Origin of the sequence: Streptomyces cyaneus (genome assembly GCF_004028635.1) — a bacterium.
Lineage (GTDB): Bacteria > Actinomycetota > Actinomycetes > Streptomycetales > Streptomycetaceae > Streptomyces > Streptomyces cyaneus.
Window position 1 is genome coordinate 474,563 of sequence record NZ_RQJW01000004.1, and the last position, 22,440, is coordinate 497,002.

21 protein-coding genes are annotated in these 22,440 nt (G+C 72.0%); 7 read left to right on the plus strand and 14 right to left on the minus strand.

The window, feature by feature from the left end:
- Positions 1-44: 44 nt before the first annotated feature.
- From EHO50_RS17425 to EHO50_RS17435, 3 genes are all read right to left on the minus strand, one after another.
- A complete protein-coding gene (locus tag EHO50_RS17425; RefSeq protein ID WP_128431059.1) occupies positions 45-839 on the minus strand; it encodes a DUF4142 domain-containing protein in 795 nt (264 codons plus the stop codon).
- Positions 840-1,161: 322 nt separating this feature from the next.
- Positions 1,162-2,790, minus strand: a complete 1,629-nt coding sequence (locus tag EHO50_RS17430; RefSeq protein ID WP_128431060.1) for an MbnB/TglH/ChrH family RiPP precursor modification enzyme — start codon at positions 2,788-2,790, stop codon at positions 1,162-1,164.
- 210 nt (positions 2,791-3,000) lie between these two features.
- Complete coding sequence (locus tag EHO50_RS17435) at positions 3,001-3,717, minus strand: aminoacyl-tRNA hydrolase (RefSeq protein ID WP_246101202.1); 717 nt, start codon at positions 3,715-3,717, stop codon at positions 3,001-3,003.
- Between the two features lie 55 nt (positions 3,718-3,772).
- On the opposite strand from EHO50_RS17435, the gene EHO50_RS17440 reads away from it, so the two are divergent.
- Both EHO50_RS17440 and EHO50_RS17445 read left to right on the plus strand, forming a co-directional pair.
- Positions 3,773-4,651, plus strand: coding sequence for an ABC transporter ATP-binding protein (locus EHO50_RS17440; protein WP_128431062.1), 879 nt, complete (start codon positions 3,773-3,775; stop codon positions 4,649-4,651).
- A 14-nt stretch (positions 4,652-4,665) separates the two neighbouring features.
- Positions 4,666-5,337: an ABC transporter gene (locus EHO50_RS17445; RefSeq protein WP_128431275.1), complete on the plus strand. Its 672-nt coding sequence runs from the start codon at positions 4,666-4,668 to the stop codon at positions 5,335-5,337.
- A 25-nt stretch (positions 5,338-5,362) separates the two neighbouring features.
- On the opposite strand, the gene EHO50_RS17450 is transcribed toward EHO50_RS17445, so the two are convergent.
- The 9 genes from EHO50_RS17450 to zapE all read right to left on the minus strand — a co-directional run bounded on the left by EHO50_RS17450 (position 5,363) and on the right by zapE (position 14,455).
- Positions 5,363-5,554, minus strand: a complete 192-nt coding sequence (locus tag EHO50_RS17450) for a hypothetical protein (RefSeq protein ID WP_128431063.1) — start codon at positions 5,552-5,554, stop codon at positions 5,363-5,365.
- Between the two features lie 62 nt (positions 5,555-5,616).
- Positions 5,617-6,471, minus strand: coding sequence for a polysaccharide deacetylase family protein (locus EHO50_RS17455; protein WP_128431064.1), 855 nt, complete (start codon positions 6,469-6,471; stop codon positions 5,617-5,619).
- Between the two features lie 88 nt (positions 6,472-6,559).
- A complete protein-coding gene (locus tag EHO50_RS17460; protein ID WP_128431065.1) occupies positions 6,560-8,077 on the minus strand; it encodes a serine/threonine-protein kinase in 1,518 nt (505 codons plus the stop codon).
- A 63-nt stretch (positions 8,078-8,140) separates the two neighbouring features.
- Entirely contained in the window at positions 8,141-9,553 is a 1,413-nt protein-coding gene (locus EHO50_RS17465; protein WP_246101203.1) for a PhoX family protein, read from the minus strand.
- Positions 9,554-9,643: 90 nt separating this feature from the next.
- On the minus strand, positions 9,644-10,507 hold the full coding sequence (locus EHO50_RS17470) for a slipin family protein (protein WP_246101204.1): 864 nt from the start codon (positions 10,505-10,507) through the stop codon (positions 9,644-9,646).
- Positions 10,508-10,627: 120 nt separating this feature from the next.
- Positions 10,628-12,085, minus strand: a complete 1,458-nt coding sequence (locus tag EHO50_RS17475) for a SulP family inorganic anion transporter (RefSeq protein ID WP_128431066.1) — start codon at positions 12,083-12,085, stop codon at positions 10,628-10,630.
- Positions 12,086-12,090: 5 nt separating this feature from the next.
- Entirely contained in the window at positions 12,091-12,669 is a 579-nt protein-coding gene (locus EHO50_RS17480) for a carbonic anhydrase (protein ID WP_128431067.1), read from the minus strand.
- Positions 12,670-12,746: 77 nt separating this feature from the next.
- On the minus strand, positions 12,747-13,151 hold the full coding sequence (locus tag EHO50_RS17485; protein WP_128431068.1) for a hypothetical protein: 405 nt from the start codon (positions 13,149-13,151) through the stop codon (positions 12,747-12,749).
- Positions 13,152-13,345: 194 nt separating this feature from the next.
- Positions 13,346-14,455, minus strand: a complete 1,110-nt coding sequence (zapE, locus tag EHO50_RS17490) for a cell division protein ZapE (protein ID WP_128431069.1) — start codon at positions 14,453-14,455, stop codon at positions 13,346-13,348.
- A 37-nt stretch (positions 14,456-14,492) separates the two neighbouring features.
- On the opposite strand from zapE, the gene EHO50_RS17495 reads away from it, so the two are divergent.
- The 5 genes from EHO50_RS17495 (at position 14,493) to EHO50_RS17515 (ending at position 18,878) form a co-directional block, all read left to right on the plus strand.
- Complete coding sequence (locus tag EHO50_RS17495; RefSeq protein ID WP_128431070.1) at positions 14,493-15,320, plus strand: pyrimidine reductase family protein; 828 nt, start codon at positions 14,493-14,495, stop codon at positions 15,318-15,320.
- Positions 15,321-15,492: 172 nt separating this feature from the next.
- On the plus strand, positions 15,493-15,948 hold the full coding sequence (locus EHO50_RS17500; protein ID WP_128431071.1) for an indole-3-glycerol phosphate synthase: 456 nt from the start codon (positions 15,493-15,495) through the stop codon (positions 15,946-15,948).
- Positions 15,949-16,165: 217 nt separating this feature from the next.
- Positions 16,166-17,557 (plus strand): UDP-N-acetylmuramate--L-alanine ligase, encoded by a 1,392-nt coding sequence (gene murC, locus EHO50_RS17505; protein ID WP_128431072.1) that lies wholly within the window; start codon positions 16,166-16,168, stop codon positions 17,555-17,557.
- Positions 17,558-17,570: 13 nt separating this feature from the next.
- A complete protein-coding gene (msrB, locus tag EHO50_RS17510; protein WP_128431073.1) occupies positions 17,571-17,978 on the plus strand; it encodes a peptide-methionine (R)-S-oxide reductase MsrB in 408 nt (135 codons plus the stop codon).
- A gap of 153 nt (positions 17,979-18,131) precedes the next feature.
- Positions 18,132-18,878: a PP2C family protein-serine/threonine phosphatase gene (locus EHO50_RS17515; RefSeq protein WP_128431074.1), complete on the plus strand. Its 747-nt coding sequence runs from the start codon at positions 18,132-18,134 to the stop codon at positions 18,876-18,878.
- A 20-nt stretch (positions 18,879-18,898) separates the two neighbouring features.
- Here EHO50_RS17515 and EHO50_RS17520 read toward each other — a convergent pair whose 3' ends face one another.
- On the minus strand, positions 18,899-19,918 hold the full coding sequence (locus EHO50_RS17520; RefSeq protein WP_128431075.1) for a lysylphosphatidylglycerol synthase transmembrane domain-containing protein: 1,020 nt from the start codon (positions 19,916-19,918) through the stop codon (positions 18,899-18,901).
- A 185-nt stretch (positions 19,919-20,103) separates the two neighbouring features.
- Positions 20,104-22,437, minus strand: coding sequence for a serine/threonine-protein kinase (locus EHO50_RS17525; protein ID WP_128431076.1), 2,334 nt, complete (start codon positions 22,435-22,437; stop codon positions 20,104-20,106).
- Between the last annotated feature and the right edge of the window lie 3 nt (positions 22,438-22,440).

Here is a 22,440-nt window from a genome sequence, read left to right on the forward strand (position 1 = left end):
CGTGGGGGTTTCTCCATTGATGGTTGCGGTTTTGGGGTGGTTTATCAGTGCTTACCGGCATTCTCGAGTGGGCGACTGGTGGCGGCCGGCGGCAGGGTGTACGTCGGTGTCGGCGGCGGGGTCACCGGGACGGCCGGAGCGGGGTCGAGAGTCGGGCCGGGCGGAGCGGGGGCAGGGGTGAGCGGAGGGGTGCTGTCGGCGACCATGTCGCGGGCCAGGGCGTCGAAGTCGACGTAACCGGTGGCCTCCAGGACCGTGATGTGGTCCAGCACCGTGGTGTTGGCGTCGTCGGCCAGCTTGCGCACGAGGGAGTTGCGCGTGCCGGCCCGCACCTGGGCGACGACGGAGAACACCTTGCCGTGCGCCAGCCGCAGGATGTTGGCGAACTGCCGGTCGTACTCGACGCCTTGGGCCGAGTCCAGGGTGGCCAGCCACTCCTGCTGCTGCTCGGTCGGCTCGTTGGGCAACTGAAGGCTGAGCTTGGCGGCGACGTCACGCACCCGCTCGTCCAGGAACGCGTGCCCTTCGATCAGGTGCTGCCCCGCGGTCCGTACGGCCGGCGTCATGCCCTTCTGCTGAGCTTGCCGGCCGGCGGGCAGCTCCCACAGCCCGGCCAGCCGGACCTTCGTGATGAAGTCGCGGTCGAGGGCGGACAGCGGCCCGTACCCGGTCGAGACGGTCTCGGCGTTGAGAACGTCCAGACCGGTCCCGGACCGGTCGGCGTACGACCAGATCGGGAAGATCATCGCCAGCAGCGTCGCCGTCAGGCCCGTGATGATGAGCCCGGTGCCGCTGAAGATGCCTCGGCCGTTGATGGGGGGTCGCGGTCGCGGTCGCATGGTGCCTCCTGTTGCGGCACCGCACGTTAGTGCGCTTCGGGGGTTGGGTTGGCATATTACTTCGGGGTACCTCGGGGGCTACGCCAACTGCCGTACCGGAGCGAATGGTTGCAACGGGGGTGGTTACGGGCGAATAGGGGAGGAGACGTGGGCGGCGTACGGTGACAAAGGCGGACGAAGCGGGCGGGCTGACCGTGTTGTGAGCGGGGGTGTTAACCCCGGCACACTCGCCGGGGCGGGGGCGTCCAGTGGGGGAGCGGGAGTTGGCGTAGGCGGGGTCCGCCGGGCTATGGGCGCAGAGCTGATGGGCCGCGTAGCCCGCTCACCGCCGCAGCAGCACTCGCCGTGTGGCCCGGGCCAGCCGCACCCCCGGCCGCCGTGACCGCGGCCTTGGCCCCGACCGCTCCAGCCACCACTCCCGCAACTCCGCGCGTACCCGAGCGTCCTCAAGCCGGCCCTCGGCCAGCAGATACCCGGCGAAGTCCAGCGCGTCGCGCCGATAGCCGTCGGTCATCGGGTGCCCGTGGCCGTACGCGAGGAACGCCCGCCGATACCCGCCCCCGAGAATCACCGGCAACTCGGGCGCGACCTTGGCCACGACGTCCGCCCGCTTCCCGGCGAGCGCCCGCGCCTGCACGCCGAGCCGCACCCGGTCGAACCCCTCCGGCACGGGCGTACCGGCGACGAGCGCGGACAACAGCGCGGCCTGCGCGAGAGCGAGGCGCTGCCGAGCGGGGTCGGCGAACGCCCCGCCCGACGCCGCCCCCTCCGGCTCACGCACTGCCTCCGGCCTGCGCACCGCCTGCTGCGAGGTCCCCTCCACGGGCGCCGAGCTTCCGGAGGCGTCCGTCGTCGACGACGCCCCCTTGCGTGCCGACTCCGCCTCCCGCGCCTCCTGAGAGATCCTCTCCCCAGGCGCGGAACCCCTTGAAGCCCCCGTCGACGAGCTCTCCGTTGACGACCCCCCGTCCCCGAATGCTCCTTCCGCAGAGGCCTCTTCCGAGCGACACACCTCCGCGGATGCCCTCCTCGGGGACGCTCCGCCCGCAGTCGGCCCCTCCGCGGACGGCCTTCCCGCAACCGGCCCCTCCGCGTACGGCCCTACGACAGCCGCCCCCCTCTCAGCGCCTCCCTTCTCCAAAGCCCCCCGAATCGCCCCCAACTCCCGCTCCAGCTCTGCCGGTTCGGGGAAGTTCTCGTCTCGCTCCAGCAGGACCCCCGGCGGAGACACGCGGGAGGCGAGGTCGGTCAGGATGTCGAGGACCGGCTCCGGGACAGGGTGGGCGTGGCTGTCGTGCCAGACGCCGTCGCGTTCGAAGCCGCCCGCGACATGGACGTACGCGATGGCCTCCAGCGGAAGTTCGGCGAGCGCCTTGGCGGGGTCCTCGCCCCGGTTGACGTGGTTGGTGTGCAGGTTGGCGACGTCGATGAGGAGGCCTACGCCCGTGCGGTCGGCGAGTTCGTACAGGAACTGCCCCTCGGTCATCTCCTCGCCCGGCCAGGAGATGAGCGCGGCGATGTTCTCCACGGCCAGCGGCACCGGCAGCGCGTCCTGGGCGATACGGACGTTCTCGCACAGCACGTCGAGGGCGTCCCGGGTGCGGGGGACCGGCAGGAGGTGTCCCGCCTCCAGGCGCGGGGACGCCGTCAGTGGACCGCCCGCCCGTACGAACGCGATGTGCTCGGTGACCAGCGGTGACCCCAGTGCCTCCACCCGCTCGGCGAGGGCGGCCAGCCGCCCGGCGTCGGGCCGGTCCGCGCCGCCCAGCCCGAGCGAGACGCCGTGCGGGATCACAGTCACCCCGCGCTCCCCCAGCCGTACCAGGGACTCCGGCAGATGTCCGGGGCAGACGTTCTCGGCGACCGTCTCGACCCAGTCGATGCCCGGCATTCGCTCCACGGCGTCCGCGATCTCCGGACGCCATCCGATCCCCGTGCCCAGTCGCTTCATCGTCCCCTCCTCGGCCTCTTCCGTACCCGCTGCCCCGTCTCCTCGGACGTGCCGGACGTGACGGGGGTATGGCCCCGAAGGTCCCGACCGAACCTCGCGGACGGCACCTTCAGAGCAACATTTGAGGTTGGGGCCCACGTCTCGCACCCCGCGTACGGCCACCACGAGGTCGTACGCGCGGGACGCCGGGGATGTTCAAAAGCCGGAGGCCTACCGCAGAGCCGGGTGGTAGGCGACGACCGTGCACGACCCGGGCGCGATCTCCGTGAACCCCGCGTCCCGCACCAACGGCAGCACACTGGTCGTCAGCTCGGCCCAGCGCCCCGGCTGTGCGGTCCGTACGGCGAGCGGGAAGCCCGCGTCGCGCCAGGCGTCCCGCTCCTCGTCCGACAGCTCCCACCAGGCGAGCTGCGCCGCGTGCCCCGCCTGCGCCATCGCCTTGCCGGCCGACATGTCGAGGTCGGGGTTCAGCCAGAGCACGGGCGCCGACGGGTCGGCGTCCACGGGCGGCTCCGGATCGTCGAGGTCGGTCCCGGACACCTGGAGCTTCGCCAGCTCCTTGGGCCACCCGTCCAGGGGCACGGGCGGGAACACCCGCACCTCGGCCGACTTGCCGGTGACAGTGATGCCCGGCAGCCCTTCGGCCCGCCGCCATTCGGCTCCGCGAGCCCGCCGCACCACCTTGCGGATACGGGCGTCCTGCCAGTCCCGCACGGCCTCGGCCCACTCGCCTTCGCCGAGGGACCGCTCGTCGCTCAGCATGACCAGCACGGCGCGGGCGGCGGTTTCCAGGGCGTCCGTACGGGGCGGGGGAGCGGCCCGCTCGATGCGGACGACGAGGGGCAGGACGTACTGAGGTGCCTCGTCGCGCGTCGAAGGTTCGGTACGAAAGGGGCTCTCGCCGGGAACGGAGGGATCACTGGTCACGTCCTCCAGTCTGCCAGGCGGAAGATCCGTTCTTCGGCGCGAGAGGATGAGCCCCATGCAACGCGATCTTCGTCTGGACAACGTAGGCCGCCGCTACGGCATACGCGGCCCATGGGTCTTACGCGGCGTCCACCTCACCGTGCCCCCCGGCACGCTCATCCGCATCGACGGACCCAACGGCACCGGCAAGTCCACCCTCCTGCGCCTCCTGGCCCGCATAGACGCCCCCTCCGAAGGCCGCATCACCGGTCGCCCCCGCACCGCGTACGTCCCCGAACGCTTCCCCACAGCCCTCCCCTTCACCGCCCTCGGCTACCTGACCCACCTCGGCACGGTCCACGGCCTGTCCCGGCCGGCGGCCGGCCGTGCCGCCCTGGAGTGGCTCGACCGCTTCGGCGCCGCCCCGTACGCCCGTATGCCGATGGCCCAGCTGTCGAAGGGCAGCAGCCAGAAGGTCGCCGTCGTACAGGCCCTCCTCGCCGAACCGGAGCTGCTCGTCCTGGACGAGGCGTGGACCGGCCTCGACGCCGCCGCCCGGGAGGAGCTGGAGCGTGCCGTCGCCGAACGCACGGCGGGCGGCACCGCCGTGGTCTTCGTGGACCACGACCCGCGCCGCCTGGCGGGGGCGCCCGACGCGACGTACACCGTGCGCGACGCGGGCCTCGACCGCCGTACGGACCAGGCGCCCTCGGATCCCGACGGCCCGCACGTGATCGTCGTCGTCCAGGGCCCGCGTGGCGGACAACTCCCCACCGACGTGCCCCGCACCGTCACATCGGTCGAGGAACCCACGCCCGGCACCCACCGCCTCACCGTCCCCGCGTCCCACTCGGACATCCTCCTGCGCACCCTGCTGACCGCCCGTCCGCCATGGCACGTGGTGAGCGTGACCCAGGAGAGACCTGCCCGACCCGAAACCGAGAGCCGCCGATGACGCCGATGACACCGATGAACGCCCTCCTGCGCTACCAGGCCGCCCTGCTGGCCCGCTCGCAGCGCTGGCTACCGCCGTTCATCCTGTACGCCGCCTTCCTCGGCGTCGGTGTGCAGAGCGGGCAGCCCGTGCTCGACTCGCTCGGCTACGCCGCCGCGGCCCTGCTGCCCGTCGCCGCCTGGCTGGTGCGGATCTGCGTCACCAACGAGCCGCCCGCCGCCCGCAGTTGCGTCTCCGCGGCCGTCGGCCCGGGGCGGGCGCACCTCGCCGCGCTGCTGGTGGCGCTGGCCGCGGCGGCGGCCCTCGGCACGGTGGCGACCGTCTTCGTGACCCTGATCAGCAACCCGGTCAGCGCCGACCTCCAGACCCGTGTGCCACGGTGGCCCGCGGGCGCCGCCGGGCTGCTCGCCGCGCTGGCCTGCGCCCTGCTCGGCACCGCCGTCGGTGCCCTCACCACTTGGCCGCTGCTGCGCTCGACCGGCCGCGCGGTCCCCACGATGCTGCTCGCGGCGCTGCTGTCCGTCGTGGTGACCGGCTCCCCGGCCCAAGCGGCGGTCAGCGGCCTGGTCACCGGCTCCCGCTCGGGCACGGTTCCCCTGCCCCTGCTGCCCTTGGCCGCGGCGGCCCTGCTCACGGCGGCGGCGACGGCCGTGGCCTGTGCGCTCACGTCCCGCAGATCGCCCTGAACGGCAGGTCACCCCGGACGGCAGGTCACCCCGAACACGCCGTGCGCTGCGCCTCCTGCCACTCGCACACCGGGCACAGCGTGATCCCCTTGTACGACTCCGGGTATTCCGTCGGCTCCCGGCACAGCACGCACTCCGCGTAGGGCGGCCCGTCCGCCTTGGGCGGCCTGGTCGCGTTGATCAGGCAGTAGTCGGTCGTGGGCTGTTCCTCGCTCATGTCCCCAGCGTACGAGGCCCATGTCTCCACCGTACGAGGCTCATCTCTCCACCGTACGAGCGTCACCGCCGCCCGCCGGCAGCCCCGATCAGCTCGGACACCTTGACGAACCGGAAGCCCTTCCCGCGCAGCTCGGGCACGACGCTCCGCACCACTCGCTCGGTCGTCGGAGCGGCACTGAGCGTGCAGTGCAGGACGACCACCGACCCCGCCCGCACCCCGTCCAGCACCTCTCGGGCGACCGAGCGGGCGTCCGTGGCGAACGCGTCCCCGCTCACCACGTCCCACTGCACGGCGGTGACGCCGACCGGGGTCAGCGCCTTCAGAGCACGCCGGTCGTAACAGCCGCCGGGAAACCGGAAGTACGGCATCGCATCCCGCACCCCCACCTTCCGGAACGAGGCGTACGCCCGCTCCACATCCGTCCGCATCCGCTGCTCGTCGACGGTCGGCAGGCCGTAGCAGTCGTCGGTGAAGGCGTGGTGGCTGTACGAGTGGTTGGCGACCTCGAAGAGCGGATCCCGCCCGATGGCCCGGGCCTGCACCGGATACTCCTCGGCCCACCGGCCCGTCATGAACACGGTCGCCGGCACCTTCAGCTCCCGCAGCGCCGCGATCAGCCCCGGATTGTCGAACCGTTCGCCGCTCGCCGCCCGCGGCCCCTGATCGGAGGTCATGTCCGCATCGAAGGTGAGCGCGACGGCCTTGTCCCGAGTGCGGGGGCCGTGCTCGAAGACCGGGGTCAGGCCGGCGGGCCCGGGCGCGAGCGTCGGGGGCTCGGCCACGGGGGAGGAGGCGGCGGTGGCGCTGGGCGCCGGGAGGGGAGCGCGGGTCGTCTCTGGCGCACACGAGGCGAGTGCGCTCAGCGCCGCGCCCAGGGCGCAGACGGCGGTGACGCGGCGTACAAGAGTGATCACCGCATGAAGATATGAGGATCAACTGCTCATATCGGTGCGTCGACAGGTGTGCCGGGTCCGCGTCACTCGCCCGGCGGGGCCGGTCTTCTCAGTCGGTGCGGGTGCAGGAGCCCGTCGGTGCGGTGGCCGGGGGGCGGCACTGGAGGGTGTTGTCGGTGGCGTCCGTGCTCAGGTAGCGGCCGAGGCAGGCGTTCGCCGTGGTTCGGCCGCGCTCGGCGCAGAAGGTCAGGGCGGCGCGGCCGTCGGTGAAGGGGCCGGGGGCGTAGATCACCCAGTAGCCGGGGCGCAGGGAGGCGTAGTCGTCGCTGCGCAGGACGGTCGCCTCCGGCATGGACCGGCGGATGGTGGCGAGCCGTCGGTCCCGGGCGGCGGTGCCCGAGGCGATGGGTTCGGAGTGGAGCTGGGCGATCCAGCGGCCTTCCGACCCGCCGACGGGAGTGCGAGTGGGGGTCGTCGGGCTGGGAGTCGTCGGAGTGGGAGTCGGCGAGGGGGACGGTTGCTGTGGGGCCGGGCCGGGGGTGGATCTAGTGACCGCCGGGGTCGTCGTGCCGTCGGCCTTGTCGTCGCCGTCGGTTTTGTCGGGGCGCAGCGCGAAGACCAGGGCCGCCGCCGTGGCGATCACCAGCACCGCGCTCGCGGCCACCACGAGTGGTGTACGGCGTCGAGGGCCCCGCGGCTGCTGCGGAACCGTCGGACGCGGGGTGTCCAGCTGGGTGGGGATCGGTGGCGGCGCCGGGGGCGCCGTCGGGGTCGGGTGGTGCGGGGCGCCGGCGGTCAGTGTCGGCCGAGCCCAGTGCGGTGTCGCCCCTGCCTCCACCTGCGCCAGCATCCCGTCCAGTCGGGCGGCGTCCGGGCGGGCCTCCGGGTCGCGTACCAGCAGGGCGTCGAGCACCGGCGTCAGCGGGCCCGAGCGGGTGGGGACCGGGAGCGGGGCGTCGAGTACGGCGGCCAGGGTGGCGAGGGTGGTGGGGCGGCGCAGGGGGCTGACGCCCTCCACGCACACGTACAGGACCACGCCCAGCGACCACAGGTCGGCGGCTGGGTCGTCGTCGTGGCCCCGGATCCGCTCCGGGGCCATGTACTCGGGCGAGCCGACGAGTTCGCCGGTGGCCGTGAGGGCGGTCGTGCCCTGCAGGGCGGCGATGCCGAAGTCGGTGAGGACGGCCGCCCCGTCGGGGCGCAGAAGGATGTTGGCGGGTTTGACGTCCCGGTGCTGGATGCCCGCCGCGTGCGCGGCCCGCAGCGCGGCGAGCACCTGGCGGCCGAGGCGGGCCGCCTCCACCGGGGTCAACGGGCCGTCGTCCAGGCGCCGTTGGAGCGAGACTCCCGGCACGAGTTCCATCACGATCCACGGGTGCGGGTCGGTGTCCACGATCTGATGGACCGTCACCACATGCGGATGGCTGAGCCGGGCCAGCGCCCGCGCCTCCCGCAGCACCCGTTCGCGCACCACGCCGACGGTGTCCGCGTCGGACCGGACCGCCTTGAGCGCGACCTCGCGGTGCAGCACCGTGTCGCGAGCCCGCCACACGGTGCCCATTCCGCCACTGCCGAGCCGCTCCACCAGCTCGAACCGGCCGTCGACGACATCCCCCGAAGCGTTCATGCGGCACAGGTTAGAGGACGTGCCGGAGAGGACGCCTCCGCTCGCGCGGGCGTGCCGGAGCGGCTACCTGCGCCAGGGTCCCGTCACTGCGAACGTCGTACCCGGCGTGTAGCAGTTGACGTACATCGTCTCGCCGTCGGGCGAGAAGGTGACGCCGGCGAACTCGCCCCACTCCGGCTCCGCAGGGGTCCCGCCCGCCGCGGTAGCGGCTGATGTGATCGCCTGCGCGTTGCGCGCCATCGCGTACACCTCGCCGCCTCGCGTCACGCCGAAGACATGCTGGGCGCCGTTGCCGTCCTCGCACACCATCAGGCCGCCGCTGGGGGCGAGGCAGATGTTGTCCGGGGACTCGCCGGGGAGCTGGAGGTCGGTGTCGGGGCCGAAGACGATCACCAGGGTGAGGCGGCGCGCGGCGGGGTCGTAGCGCCAGATCTGCCCGTAGTGGTCCGCCGCCGAGCCGTCCGCGCTGCGGGCGAAGGAGGAGACGAAGTAGACGCTGCGGCCACCCCAGTAGCAGCCCTCCAGCTTCTGCGCGTGCGTGATGCCCTTCGGGCCGAAGTCCTGGAGGCGGATGGGGGTTTGGGTGGCGAGGGGGTCCGGTACGTCGACCCACTCGATCTTCTCGAAGCTCGCGCCCGTCTCCTGGATCGAGGAGAGGTCGGGTACGCCCGGCACCCGCATGGCCTGGAGGCGGCCGCCCGCGCGCAGGGAACCGAGGCCGCCGTGCGGCGCGTGGGGCAGGAAGCGGTAGAAGAGGCCGAAGGGCTTGAGGAAGGCGTCCTCGGTCTCGTAGACGATGCCGCGCCCCGGGTCCACCGCGATCGCCTCGTGCTGGAAGCGGCCCATCGCGGTCAGCGGGACCGCGCCGGAGCGGTGCGGGTTCGCCGGATCGACCTCGAAGATGAAGCCGTGGTCCTTGGTGTAGCCGTTGGTGCCCGCCCGGTCCTCGGTCTCCTCGCAGGTCAGCCAGGTGCCCCAAGGCGTGGGCCCGCCCGCGCAGTTGACGGCCGTACCGGCGATGGCGACCCGCTCGGACAGGACCCGGTTGCGCGAGTCCAGCGTCAGCGCCGTACAGCCGCCCATGCCCGCCGGGTCGTAGGTGAGGCCCGCGACGGTCGGGACGGGGATCTTCGCGGTGTTGCGGTTCTCGTGGTTGCGCACGAGGTGGACGCGGCCCTTTCCCGCGGCAAAGGCGGCCATGCCGTCGTGGTTGGAGGGGACCAGGCCCTCCCCGGAGCGGAGCCGGTCGCCCTCGCGGGAGAGGACCTGGTAGCGGAAACCTTTCGGCAGGTCGAGCAGGCCCTTCGGGTCGGGGATGAGGGGGCCGTATCCGGTGTGGCCCAGGCTCTGTGCGGCGGCGGTGCCCGCGAAGAGTTCGGTGAGGTTTCCGGCGAAGGCGATCGAGACACCCAACGCGCCGGTACGGGCCAGGACCTGACGGCGCGTCGTACGGTCATCGGTCATGTTCTCGGACATGGGGCAACCTTCCTGCTGGCGGACAGGAACTGTGACCCCGCTGTGTCTATCACCTGGTGCGAGTCCCGTGAACCACGCGCGTAGCGTGTGTCACTTCTCTTCTGTGCCGGGGTCGAGGCTGTTGGAAGGTTCGGTGCTTTCGATGGGCGGCGCGGTGCGCTCGGTGGACGGCTTGACGGCCTGGTAGTCGGGATGCTGTGCCCCCCTCTCCAGGAACCGCAGCAGCTCCACCGGGATCGGCAGCACCAGCGTGGAGTTCTTCTCCGCCGCCACCGCCATCACCGTCTGCAGCAGCCGCAGCTGGAGGGCGGAGGGCGCGTCGGCCATCTGGTGCGCGGCCTCGGCCAGCTTCTTGGAGGCCTGGAGTTCGGCGTCGGCGTTGATGACCCGGGCCCGCCGCTCACGGTCGGCCTCGGCCTGCCGGGCCATGGAGCGCTTCATCGACTCCGGCAGGGACACGTCCTTGATTTCGACCCGATCGATCTGCACGCCCCAGCCCATGGCCGGACTGTCGATCATCAGCTCAAGGCCCTCGTTGAGCTTCTCGCGGTTGGACAGCAGATCGTCCAGATCGCTCTTGCCGATGATCGAGCGCAGCGACGTCTGCGCCATCTGGGAGACGGCGAAGCGGTAGTCCTCGACGTTGATGATCGCGGCCGCAGCGTCCACGACCTTGAAGTACACGACCGCGTCGACCCGCACGGTCACGTTGTCGCGGGTGATGCCCTCCTGGGCCGGCACGGGCATCGTCACGATCTGCATGTTGACCTTGTGCAGCCGGTCCACTGCGGGAACGATCAGCGTGAATCCCGGGTGGCGCACCGTGCCTCGCAGACGCCCTAGCCGGAGGATCACCCCGCGCTCGTACTGCTTGACGACGCGTGCGGCGGCCGCGAGGTACACCAGTCCCGCCGCGCCGACACCTACGGCGACGCCCAGTAGCTCCTCGACCATGACGACCTCCTTGCCGAGAGGCCCGTTCCGTATGCTCCTGTAACGATATGCCCGGTGTCTGGTCCGGGGCCATGCACGGCCCCGGACCAGGGTCATACCTCAGCGGGAGTCATACGCCGGTCAGGGCGCCGTGACCCGCACCGGTTCCGTGCCTGCCGAGCTGTGCCGCTCGGCCCAGCTCTCCAGGGCCGTACGGCAGGCGTGGTCGAGGTGGTGCAGGCCGGACAGGTCCAGCTCCACCGGGCGGTCCTGGGGCAGGGCCTCCAGGCTGTCGAGGATCTTCGGCAGCCGGAGGAAGGTCGCGTTGCCCGACAGGTGCGCCTGGATGGGTCCTGCGCCCTTGTCGACGACCTCCAGCTTCACGTGCGAGGCCTCCCAGGCGGTCTTGGCGACCGAAAGGGCCAGGCCGATCAGGACGCCCTCGAACATGTTCACCGCGACGATCGAGACGGCGGTGACGACGAGGATCAGCGCCTCGCCCCGGTGGCCCCGCCACAGGGAGACGATCCCGCGGAACGGGATCAGCTTCCAGCCGGCGTGGACCAGGATGCCGGCCAGCGCGGGGATCGGGATGAGCGCCAGGGCGGCGGGCAGCAGCGCCGCGAACAGCAGCAGCCACACGCCGTGCATGACCCGGGACGCCTTGGTCTTCGCGCCCGCCTGGACGTTGGCGGAGCTGCGCACGATGACCGCGGTCATCGGCAGCGCGCCGAGGGCACCGCAGACCGCGTTGCCCGCGCCCTGCGCCATCAGTTCCTTGTCGTACTCGGTGCGCGGCCCGTCGTGCAGCCGGTCCACCGCCGCGGCGCTGAACAACGACTCGGCCGAGGCGATGAGCGTGAAGGCGACGATCGTGGCGAGCACGCCCACGTTCGCGAGCTCGCCGAAGGCGCTCAGGGACGGCGGCTGGATGGAGCCCAGCAGCCCCTTGACCTCGACGGTGGCGACGGGCAGGGAGAACACCACGGACACCAGCGTCGCCAGACCGACCGCGGCGAGCGGACCGGGAATCGTGCGCACCTTGCCCGGCATCCGCTTCCACAGCACCAGGACGGCGATGGTGCCGGCGCCCAGCCCGATCGAGGCCAGCGCCCCGGTGTTCCCGACGGCATCGGCGAGCGCGCCGGGCAGCCCGGCTATTTTCTCCAGGCCGGAGGCGGGCGCCTTGGCGTCCGCGACCGCGTAGAGCTGTCCGGCGATGAGCACAAGGCCGATACCGGCCAGCATGCCCTCGACGACGGAGATCGAGATGGCCCGGAACCAGCGCCCCAGCTTCAGGGCGCCCATGAGGAGCTGGAGCGCGCCGGTGGCGAGCACCAGCACACCGAGGACCGGCAGCCCGAACTCCTGGACGGCCTCGAAGACCAGCACGGTCAGACCGGCGGCGGGTCCGGAGACCTGAAGGCTGCTGCCGCGCATCATGCCGGTGACGATGCCGCCGACGATGCCGGTGACGAGTCCGAGTTCGGCGGGCACTCCGGAGGCGACGGCGACGCCGACACACAGCGGCAGTGCGACCAGGAAGACGACCAACGAGGCGGCGAAGTCCTGCCGCAGGTGGGGGAACTTGGTCATCATGGCGATCACAGCGCCTCGAACGCGTCGGTCTCGGCGCTGTGGGCGCGCACGGCGCCCTTGTGTACCTCGTAGTACCAGGCGTGCAGGGTCAGTTGACGCTCCTTCAGCTTCTTCTCGATGCACGGGTACGAGCGCAGCCGCAGCAGCTGCGTCAGCACATGGGCCTGGACGCCTTCGGCGACCTCCGGGTCCTCGACGGCGCCCGACGGGCGCGGGGTGGCGTGCGAGAGCCAGTCGCGCACGGCCGGTACGGCGTCCAGGTCGTCGCCGCGCACCAGCGCGCCGACGGCACCGCAGTGGGAGTGGCCGCAGACCACGATGTCGCTGACGCCGAGGACCTCCACGGCGTACTCGATGGTGGCCGCCTCGCTGGTGGGGTGCTCGGAGGCGTACGGCGGGACGATGTTGCCCGCGGTGCGCAGCTCGAAGAGCTCGCCGGGGCGGGCGCCCGTGATGAGGGCGGGTACGACGCGGGAGTCGGAGCAGGTGATGAACAGGACCTGCGGGGACTGCCCTTCGGCCAGCTTGGCGAACTCCTCAGGGCGCTGTCCGAACGTACGGGCGTTGTCGATGAGGGGCTGCATATGTGGTGACTCCTCCTGGCGCGCCGCAGCGGCGCGTCGGGGTTTACATGACAGAGGTGGGGGGACTGCTCTGCTGCTCAGCAGCGGAAGATCTGAAGTCCCGCCGGAGTGTGGGACGTCGAGGATCTCGACGTGCGTTGGTGCGCGGCGCCGGCTCTGGCCGGCTGGTGCGCGGACGCGGGGTCCCGGGCGACCAACGGCCGGTCGGGCGCCTGGGGCCCGGTGTCGGCGTAGCGCAGATGGTCCCGGGTGCGCAGCGGACCGGTCGGGTCCCCTTGGCCCGACGGCACGCAGTGGCGGGACGTGAGGGTTTCGTCGCGCAGCGCCTTCCCGGAGAGCTTGATTCCGGGCTGGGCTTTGGCCTTTGCCTGACTGACTGTGTGCGCGTGTGCGAAGGAAGCGGTGGGTGCGAAGAACTGGAGGGCGAGCAGGACGGCGGCGAGGATCGAAACCGCGGTCCGAACCGTCGTACCTCGAAACATGCACCCCCCTCTCGTCAGTCCACGCCTCTTGAACGCACCAACACTTGGTCAACCGTTGGTCAAGAAACACATTAGCCCGGCAAAGTTGTTTGCAGGGTTAACTTAACGTTTCAAGCTGAAGAGAGCCTGAAATGCGAGGGTGGCATGGCTTGAACTCCCCCTTGACCAGGGGGAGTTGGCCGGTTAAGGGGGCGTCAGGCGGTGACGAGGCCCTGCGCGTCGCGCGCCAGGGCGGTGAGGCGCGAGATGGCGCGGAAGTACTTCTTGCGGTAGCCGCCCTTCAGCATCTCCTCGCTGAAGAGCTTGTCGAAGGGCAGTCCGGAGGCCAGGACCGGGACCTCACGGTCGTAGAGCCGGTCCGCGAGCACGACGAGCCGCAGTGCGGTGGACTGGTCCGGAACCGGCTGGACGTCGGTGAGGCACACGGCCTTCAGGTCATCGGTCAACGCGCCGTAACGACTGGGGTGGACGCGGGCCAGGTGCTCCAGCAGATGCGGGAAGTCGTCGAGCGAGGCGCCCTCGGTGGCGTACGCGGCCTTCGTCACCTGCTCTTCGGAGTACGGCGCCGGCGCCTCGGGCAGGCCGCGGTGGCGGTAGTCCTCACCGTCGATGCGCAATGCGCGGAAGTGGGCCGACAGGCCCTGGATCTCCCGTAGGAAGTCGGCCGCCGCGAAGCGGCCCTCGCCGAGCTTGCCGGGGAGCGTGTTGGAGGTGGCGGCGAGGGCGACACCCGCGTCGACGAGCTTGCCCAGCAGGGTCGAGACGAGGACGGTGTCACCGGGGTCGTCGAGCTCGAACTCGTCGATGCACAGCAGGCGGTGACCGGAGAGGGTCTGCACCGTCTGCTGGAAGCCGAGGGCGCCGACGAGGTTCGTCAGCTCCACGAAGGTGCCGAAGGCCTTCAGGGACGGCTCGGCCGGGGTGGCGTGCCACAGGGAGGCGAGCAGGTGGGTCTTGCCGACGCCGTAGCCGCCGTCGAGGTAGACGCCGCGGGGGCCCGCGGGGACCTTCGGGGCCTTGGGCCTGCCGAACCCGAGGAAGCCGCGCTTGACCTTGCCGGCGCCGCTCGCGTGCGCACCGCCGAGCCCGGCGGCGAAGCTCTCCAGGATGCCGACCGCCTCGGTCTGGCTGGGCTGGTTCGGGTCCGGTATGTACGTGCTGAACCGGACCGAGTCGAAGCGCGGCGGCGGCACCATCTCGGCGACCAGCCGGTCCGCGGGGACGTGCGGCTCACGGCCGCACAGGGACAGCGGGCTCGCTTCGGCTATCGGGTGCGGACCGGAGGCGGCGGAGGAGGACGACACGGTTCACCATGCTAATCGCCGTGCCACACTCCTTGACATGCGACGCCTGTTCCCTGTGACCGATGAAACAGCAGCGAGGGCCTCCGGCGGTTCGGCCGGGGAAGGGGGTGCCGGAGCTGTCGATGAGGTTCTCGAGCGCGAGTGGAGCCTCGCCGAGATCGCCGCCGCCTATGCCTATCCCGAGCCGGCGCCCGGCGGAGCGCAGGCCTGGCTGCGGGCCAACATGGTGTCCACGCTGGACGGGGCCGCCCAGCACGACGGGCGTTCACAGCCCATCTCCACCGCGACCGACATGCGGATCTTCGGCACGCTGCGGGCGCTGGCGGACGTGGTGATCGTCGGCGCTGAAACGGTACGTCTGGAGGGGTACCGTCCGGCACGCGCGCGTGCGGAGTTCGCCGAGGCGCGTGAGGCGGCCGGGCAGGGGCCCGCGCCCGCCATCGCGGTGGTCACCGCCAGCCTGGACCTCGACTTCAGCCTTCCGCTGTTCACCTCGCCTCTGGTGCCGACCCTCGTCCTCACCGGTGCCGCCGCGGCCCCGGACCGCATCGCGACCGCGGAGAAGGCCGGCGCCCAGGTGGTGATCGCCGGTGACGGCGTCGGCGTCGACCCCGTACGTGCCGTCCAGGCCCTCGCCGAGCTCGGCCACACCCGGCTGCTGACCGAGGGCGGCCCGCGGCTGCTCGGGCAGCTGGTGGCCGCCGGAGTGCTCGACGAGCTGTGCTTGACGATCTCCCCGATGCTCACCGCGGGTGGCGCGCAGCGGATCGCCGGAGGGCCCTCGGTGTCGGTCCCGAAACGGTTCGAGCTGGTGTCGCTGCTGGAGGAGGAGGGGTTCCTGTTCGGCCGGTACCGGCGGACGTGACGACGGTTTGAACGGTTCGGAAAAGGGTTCTATCGGTGTCGTGGTCCTGAAAACGGCGGAATCTACCGTTCCGTTTAGCTTCCGCCGGGCACACTGAAAGTCGCAGTCCCCGTGCGAGCGCGGGGCAGGATGGTTTCCGCAGAAGGGGCGCCCGGTGTTCACAAGCGTTTTGATGATCGAGAAGGCCCTGACATCGGCCGACGTGGAGTTCGTCACCACCTTGCACGGGGACGAGCAGGTCGCCTTCCACGTGTTGCTCCAGCCGCGCGGTGAGCAGGCCGACAGACTGCTGCGCGCCATCGACGACATCGCGCTCGGCGAGCTGGACGAGGCGGTCCGGGAGGGGAAGGCCCCGGAGGGCGAGGAGGCGCTGAGCACGGGGGAGCGGGCGCTGGAGGTGTCGCTCACGGCCCTTCGGGGGACCGGGGCGGACGCCGTGGGGCGGCTGTTGGAGGACCATCCGCTGGACGCGCTCAGGGCTGTGGTGGACGAGGTCCGTGCGGATGAGGTCATCGTGCTGACCGACCCCCATTACGTGGAGGAGTTCTTCCATCGGGACTGGGCGTCGAGGGCTCGGCACAAGGTGGGGGTGCCGGTGTTGAAGCTGTTCTCGCACAGCAAGGCGTAGGGGTTCTCGGGGGAGTGCCGTGGGGGCTGGTGACATCTCCCGGCTGCGGGTCGTTCGTGGCTTGTCGCGCCCACGCGGCGGAGCCGCACACAGATACAGCGCCGCGCCCCTGGGTGGGCACAGTTCCCGGCGTCCCAGGCGCAAGGTCCGCCCCCTCACGCAATAGGCTGAGGGCTCACCGTCGTATCGCACGTACCGCAATCTTGGGAGAACACGCATGGCACCCGGCCTTCCCACCGCCATGGACCGACCGCACTTCATCGGCATCGGCGGCGCCGGGATGTCGGGGATCGCGAAGATTCTCGCGCAGCGTGGGGCCAAGGTGGCCGGCAGTGATGCCAAGGAGTCCGGGACCGCCGAGGCGCTGCGGGCCCTGGGGGCGACCGTGCACATCGGGCATGCGGCGGAGCACCTCGCCGACGATGCCAGCTGTGTCGTCGTGTCGTCGGCGATCCGGCAGGACAACCCGGAACTGGCCCGCGCCGCCGAGCTGGGCATTCCGGTGGTGCACCGCTCCGACGCGCTCGCGTCGCTGATGGACGGGCTGCGCCCGATCGCCGTCGCCGGTACGCACGGCAAGACGACCACGACGTCGATGCTGGCGGTCTCCCTGAGCGAGCTCGGCCTCGAGCCGTCGTACGCCATCGGCGGCGACCTCGACGCCCCCGGCTCGAACGCCCTGCACGGCGACGGCGACATCTTCGTGGCGGAGGCGGATGAATCGGACCGCAGCTTCCACAAGTACGCGCCCGACGTCGCGATCGTCCTGAACGTCGAGCTCGACCACCACGCCAACTACGCGTCGATGGACGAGATCTACGAGTCCTTCGAGACGTTCGCGGACCGCATCACCGACGGCGGCACACTGGTGATCTCGGCGGACCAGGACGGGGCGCGAGAGCTGACCCGGCGGGTCACCGCGCGCGGCGTGCGGGTGGTGACGTACGGCGAGGCGCAGGACGCCGACGTGCGCGTCCTGTCCGTGGTCGCGCAGGGGCTGAAGAGCCAGGTCCACGTCCTCCTGGACGGCCAGGAGCTCACCTTCACGGTCTCGGTCCCCGGCCGCCACTACGCCCTGAACGCCGTGGCCGCCCTGGCCGCCGGCGCGGCGCTCGGCGTTCCGGCCGCCGAGCTGGCCCCGGCGCTCGCGGCCTACACGGGCGTCAAGCGGCGGCTTCAGCTGAAGGGCGAGGCCGCGGGCGTCCAGGTCATCGACTCCTACGCCCACCACCCGACCGAGATGACGGCCGACCTGGAGGCCATGCGCGCGGCCGCCGGAGATGCCCGGATCCTGGTCGTCTACCAGCCCCACCTCTTCTCCCGGACGCAGGAACTGGGCAAGGAGATGGGCGACGCCCTCGCCCTCGCGGACTCCTCGCTGGTCCTGGACATCTATCCGGCGCGCGAGGACCCGATCCCCGGTGTCACCAGCGACCTGATCATCGAGGCGGCCCGGGCGGCGGGCGCCGAGGTGACGGCGGTGCACGACAAGAACGAGGTGCCCGCGCTGATCGCGGGAATGGCGAAGCCCGGTGATCTCGTTCTCACCATGGGCGCGGGCGATGTCACCGACCTCGGCCCGCTCATCCTGGACCGCCTGTCGAAGTGAGGGGCAAGTACTCATGTCGTACGACGTCGAAAAGCCGGACGAGCAGTGGCGCGCGGAGCTGAGCCCGGCCGAGTACGCCGTCCTCCGCCAGGCCGGCACGGAGCCCGCCTTCACCGGTGAGTACACCAACACCAAGACGACGGGCGTCTACTCCTGCCGCGCCTGCGGAGCCGAACTCTTCACCTCCACCACGAAGTTCGAGTCGCACTGCGGCTGGCCGTCCTTCTACGACCCCAAGGACACCGAGGCGGTGGAGCTCATCGAGGACCGCTCGCACGGGATGGTGCGGACCGAGGTGCGCTGCGCCCGCTGCGGGTCGCATCTCGGGCATGTCTTCGAGGGCGAGGGGTATCCGACCCCGACCGACCAGCGGTACTGCATCAACAGCATCTCGCTGCGGCTGACGCCCCACGAGGGCTGACGCCGGACGAGGCTGCCGGGAGGGGTTCGGCTGTCGGGAGGGGTGCGGCTGTCGGCCGCGCTGGCACGCCGGATGCCGGTGTTCCTAGACTCGTAAGGGACGTCGACGTCCGGCGCCGGTGGTCGGTTCGGTGCGGGAAGGCGGTGGCGCTGCATGCCGTACGTCGCTGTGAGTGCGATCAGTCATCCAGGACTGCTGCGCGAGCGGAACGAGGACAGCCTCGTGGTCGGCCCGTGGACGCTGTGCGCCACCGTCACCGAGAATCCGCAGACCCTGGTCTTCCCGCTCGGAACGCCCCTGGTCGTGGCCGTCGCCGACGGGCTCGGCGGGCATCCCGGCGGCGAGGTGGCCAGCTCTCTGGTCGTGCGCCGGATCGCTTCGCTCGGTCCCGCCCTGAGCAGCGAGGTCGCCGTCCGTGACGCCCTGAACGCCTGCAACCGCGCCGTGTACCAGGCGGCCGGCGGCGACGCGGGAGGCAAGCTGTCCGCCATGGGGACGACGGTGGCCGGAGTCGTCGTACAGCCCGGCTCGCTGCTGGCGTTCAACGTGGGCGACAGCCGGGTCTTCGCGGTATCCGGCGATGGGCTGCGCCAGGTGAGCGTCGACGACAGCCCACCGCACCCGGCCGGGCAGACCACCTCCCTCGTCACCCAGTGCCTGGGCGGCTCACCCACCTACCGTGCCGTCCAGCCCCATGTCACGGCCGAGTCCCTCACCCCCGGCGAGCGCTACCTCGTCTGCTCGGACGGTCTGACGGACCCGGTGAAGGAGGACGTACTGGACGAGGTCCTGCGCGAGCACGACGACGGCCGGGCGGCCTTCGAGCTGTGGAAGGCCGCCATCGAGGCGGGCGGGCCCGACAACATCACGGTGGCCGTCGTGCGAGTCGGGAACGAGTAGCTCGGTCGAGCACGAACAGCTCAGAGGATCTTGCGCTGGACCATGATCGAGAGCACCAGTGCGCCCGGCAGCAGGGGGACCCAGACCGTCAGGACGCGGTAGCCGACGACCGTGGCCGCGGCGAGGCTCAACGGTGCGCCGAAGGTGACCATCGTGAACACCAGCGCCGCGTCCACGGGGCCGATGCCGCCCGGTGCGGGTACGGCGCCCACCGCGGTGCTGGCGAGGAGGAGCGCGAGGGTCACCTGTGTCCAGGACAGCGGCAGGCCGAGCGCGAAGCCGACCGAGGCGATCACGCTCGCCTGGAGCAGCGGGGTGGCGGCGGCCCCACCCCACAGGGCGAGGACCCGGCTGGGCCGGGTGTGCAGGGTCCGCGCGTCGGTCAGGGCGGTGCGTACGCAGCGGACGAGGGGGCGGCGCAGTGGCCGTACGGCTGCCGCGAGGATGCCCGCCGTGGCGAGGGCGACCGTCGCGCCCGCGGCCACCAGGAGCAACGTCCGCTCGTCCGGGACAAGTTCACCCAGGTGCAGCAGGTCGGGGAAGGCCACGAGGAAGCCGAGCAGTACCGCCGTCTTCGCGATCGGCTTGACCAGCGAGTACAGGGCGAGTGAGGCGGTGGCCCGGGCCAGGGAGATGCCGCGGTTCTGCAGGAAGCGCAGGGTGACGGCATGGGCGCCGATGCTCGCCGGCAGCACGTGGTTGGCGGCGCCGGCCGCGAACTGCGACGCGAGCAGCAGGCCCGGCGGGAGCCGTTCCGGTATGGCCCCTTGGCGGATGCACGCGGCTACCACCCAGCCCATGCAGGTGAAGAAGACACCGGCGAGCAGCCACCAGGGGTCGGCGGAGGCGAGCCGGGTGGTGCCGTCGACGAAGGTGCGCCAGTCGGCCGCCGCCCACGCCCCGATCAGCAGGAGCGGGAGCAGGGTCAGCGCGTGGCGGGTGAGACGGGTGGGGGAGAAGGGGGAGCCGGCGGGGGCGGGAGCGGGGACAGGGCGGGTGGGTAGCGGTCCGGGGAGATCGCTGAGCGGGAGCGAGGACACGGCGCGGTCGTCCTTCCGCGGCACCTCCGCGCGGACGCGGGGTGACTGCTAGAGGGCGAGGCAGGAGGGGACGCCGAAAACGTGCCCGTCCGGTGTGACGCCGTGGTGTCCGGCAGCCGAAGCGGCGTCGGCGGGTGGGCGACGCGACCGGTGACCGCGCGCCCGGCCCCCCTTTGCTCCGGCCCTCACCGCATCCAGCGCCCCCCGGTGCTCCACCCCAGGAAGCGGCGGGCGCGGCCGCCGGACGCCGTGCCGTCCGTGTCGAAGGTGCCGCCCTCCGCGACCAGGAGCAGGCCCGCCAGGGCGGGGGCCAGTCGGGTCGTGACGTGGGCGGGGTGGCGGGCCGTCTCCTCGTCCAGGCCGGCGATGAACCGCCGCTGTTCCTCGGGCCGGCACAGGGACAGGTGGAACAGCATCTGGCGCCAGGCGTACGCCGCGTCCTTGATGGTCGGCAACGGACGCCGGTTGCCGTGCACGCGGGCGGTCAGTCGGCACACGGTGACGAAGCCGCGGTGCGCCAGGTCGGCCCAGCCGGGCCGCGGTGCGATGCCCACCCGGTGGACCAGCGTGGCCAGGTTGTGCGTGGTGAGGATCTGCGCCTGCTCGATCACCGTGCCGTTCGCCGCCACCGACCAGGAACCGGACCCTGCCTCGGACCCGGACGCCGTCCCGGCCCGCTCGGCGCACAGTCGCGCGAAACCGGGAGACGTACGGGGGCGGTACGAACGGCTCAGCGCCGCGCCCGTCTCGGCGATCGCCAGGTTGCGGATCGCGCCGTAGTCGATGCCGTAGTAGCGCTCGTACAGCGTGCCGCGGAGCAGCTCTCCCGCGATCCGGGCCGCCGTGAGGAACTTCGGGCTGAACGTGTCCATGAAGATGTCGGCGGCCAGCTCCTCCACGAACGGGGCGCCCAGGTCGCACTGGCGGGCGAGCACGCCGAGCTCGCGGACGAGCGGGTTGGGCAGGATCGTGCCCGGGAAGGCCTGCACGGCCAGCTCGCCCAGCTGCCGCAGCACGTCGAGCGCGCCTGCTCCGTCCGGCTTGCCGATCACCGCGGCGCGCTGTCCGGACACCGCCCGCACCCAGGGCAGTTCCTCGATGCGCACCTGGCGTTCCAGGTTGAGCAGGAGCAGGGAGCGACGGTTGCTGAACGCCCGGTGGTTCGCGGCCATCAGCGCCCGCAGTGTCTCGTCGCCGTACGCCTGCGCGGTGGTGGCCGCCACCAACTGCGGTACCAGCTCGGCCAGTACCTCGGCGGACGGGACGACGCCCTGCTCCACGAGCGTGCCGATCGGCGCGCTCAGCGCGGACTCGGCCACCTGCCGAATCGTCGGCGGTACGGCCGCCCCGACGGGCAGGCCGGTCTCCCGGCTTTCCTCCTGAGTCACCGCGCCAACGAGCGGGGCGACATCGGGGACGCCCGTCTCCTGGGGGAGTACGGCGAGCCGGCGCAGCACCAGTTGGGCCAGGGCGTGGTGGGAGGGGAGCGCCGCCTGCTCGGCCTGGCGCCGGCGCAGGGCCGTGTGCGGGGCGGAGCCGGGCAGGCCGCGCCGCCGCACCATGGACCGCACCGCGTGCCGCAGCAGCCCGAGCCGGCGCGCGTCGAGCGGCCGTCCGGCGACGGTCTCCTCCAGCGCGCCGCGCAGAATGCCCAGGTTCTCCTTGGGGTCGCGGTGCTTGGTGCAGCGGGTGTGTGCTGCGGCCAGCAGTCGGTAGCGGTCCAGCAGGGCGGCGCCGCGCGCCAGCCAGTCGGCGTCCGGGGCGAGTTCGAGCACCCGGCCGTCGCCTGCCCTCTCCAGCCAGTGCGTGAGCAGCTCGTCGCTGAACGGCTGCCATACGGCGAGTGCCTCGCGCTGGGTCTCGACGGCCGTGTTGGGGCGCCGCCGCACCAGGGTGTCGACGGCGTCGGAGACGGTGTAGCGGTGGACGGCCGCGGTGGAGTCCGCCGGGCCGGCTTCGTGCGCGGGGCCGTCCGCCGGGCGCGGCAGGAACCGCAACCGGTCGGCGAACGGCTCCAGTTCCGCCGCGAGATCCAGCGCCGCGTCCGTCTCACCGTGCCGCACCAGCCAGGCCATGGTGAGCAGCGCGGCCTCCTCGGGCACGCCGATCCCGTAGTGGCCGCTGTCCAACCGGGCCCACAGCCAGGCGAGTCCCGCCTCGGTGAGGCAGTGGGCGAAGAGCGCGCGCCGCTCGGCCGGCACCCCGAAACTCTCCGCCGCCTCGGTCTCGTACGGCTGGAGCGGGCCGCCCGCGCTCGGGGTTCCCGTGGCGAAGCCGCCGCGCACCACCTCGGGCGTCACCCAGGCCGGCAGCCCGGCCACCGGGGTGCGCGAACCGACCGTCAGCCGGCCCGCGGCCATCCCCGCGAGAACCGCCCGCCAGCGCTGCCCGCGCACCTCGGCGCGGCGCCGGGTGTCGGCGTCCTCGTGAGTCAGCGCGGTCGTGAAGGCCTTGGCCAGCTGGGCTGCCGCATAGGACGGGGCCGCGGTGAGGGGCTGCTGCTCAGCGTTGTCGTTCATAAG

Excerpts from the sequence above, each read along its gene's own strand:
- EHO50_RS17425 (WP_128431059.1), bottom strand. The coding sequence starts at position 839 with ATGCGACCGCGACCGCGACCCCCCATCAACGGCCGAGGCATCTTCAGC.
- EHO50_RS17430 (WP_128431060.1), bottom strand. The coding sequence starts at position 2,790 with ATGAAGCGACTGGGCACGGGGATCGGATGGCGTCCGGAGATCGCGGAC.
- EHO50_RS17440 (WP_128431062.1), top strand. The coding sequence starts at position 3,773 with ATGCAACGCGATCTTCGTCTGGACAACGTAGGCCGCCGCTACGGCATA.
- EHO50_RS17445 (WP_128431275.1), top strand. The coding sequence starts at position 4,666 with ATGAACGCCCTCCTGCGCTACCAGGCCGCCCTGCTGGCCCGCTCGCAG.
- EHO50_RS17450 (WP_128431063.1), bottom strand. The coding sequence starts at position 5,554 with ATGAGCGAGGAACAGCCCACGACCGACTACTGCCTGATCAACGCGACC.
- EHO50_RS17460 (WP_128431065.1), bottom strand. The coding sequence starts at position 8,077 with ATGAACGCTTCGGGGGATGTCGTCGACGGCCGGTTCGAGCTGGTGGAG.
- EHO50_RS17465 (WP_246101203.1), bottom strand. The coding sequence starts at position 9,553 with ATGTCCGAGAACATGACCGATGACCGTACGACGCGCCGTCAGGTCCTG.
- EHO50_RS17470 (WP_246101204.1), bottom strand. The coding sequence starts at position 10,507 with ATGGTCGAGGAGCTACTGGGCGTCGCCGTAGGTGTCGGCGCGGCGGGA.
- EHO50_RS17475 (WP_128431066.1), bottom strand. The coding sequence starts at position 12,085 with ATGATGACCAAGTTCCCCCACCTGCGGCAGGACTTCGCCGCCTCGTTG.
- EHO50_RS17480 (WP_128431067.1), bottom strand. The coding sequence starts at position 12,669 with ATGCAGCCCCTCATCGACAACGCCCGTACGTTCGGACAGCGCCCTGAG.
- EHO50_RS17485 (WP_128431068.1), bottom strand. The coding sequence starts at position 13,151 with ATGTTTCGAGGTACGACGGTTCGGACCGCGGTTTCGATCCTCGCCGCC.
- EHO50_RS17495 (WP_128431070.1), top strand. The coding sequence starts at position 14,493 with ATGCGACGCCTGTTCCCTGTGACCGATGAAACAGCAGCGAGGGCCTCC.
- EHO50_RS17500 (WP_128431071.1), top strand. The coding sequence starts at position 15,493 with ATGATCGAGAAGGCCCTGACATCGGCCGACGTGGAGTTCGTCACCACC.
- murC (WP_128431072.1), top strand. The coding sequence starts at position 16,166 with ATGGCACCCGGCCTTCCCACCGCCATGGACCGACCGCACTTCATCGGC.
- msrB (WP_128431073.1), top strand. The coding sequence starts at position 17,571 with ATGTCGTACGACGTCGAAAAGCCGGACGAGCAGTGGCGCGCGGAGCTG.
- EHO50_RS17515 (WP_128431074.1), top strand. The coding sequence starts at position 18,132 with ATGCCGTACGTCGCTGTGAGTGCGATCAGTCATCCAGGACTGCTGCGC.
- EHO50_RS17525 (WP_128431076.1), bottom strand. The coding sequence starts at position 22,437 with ATGAACGACAACGCTGAGCAGCAGCCCCTCACCGCGGCCCCGTCCTAT.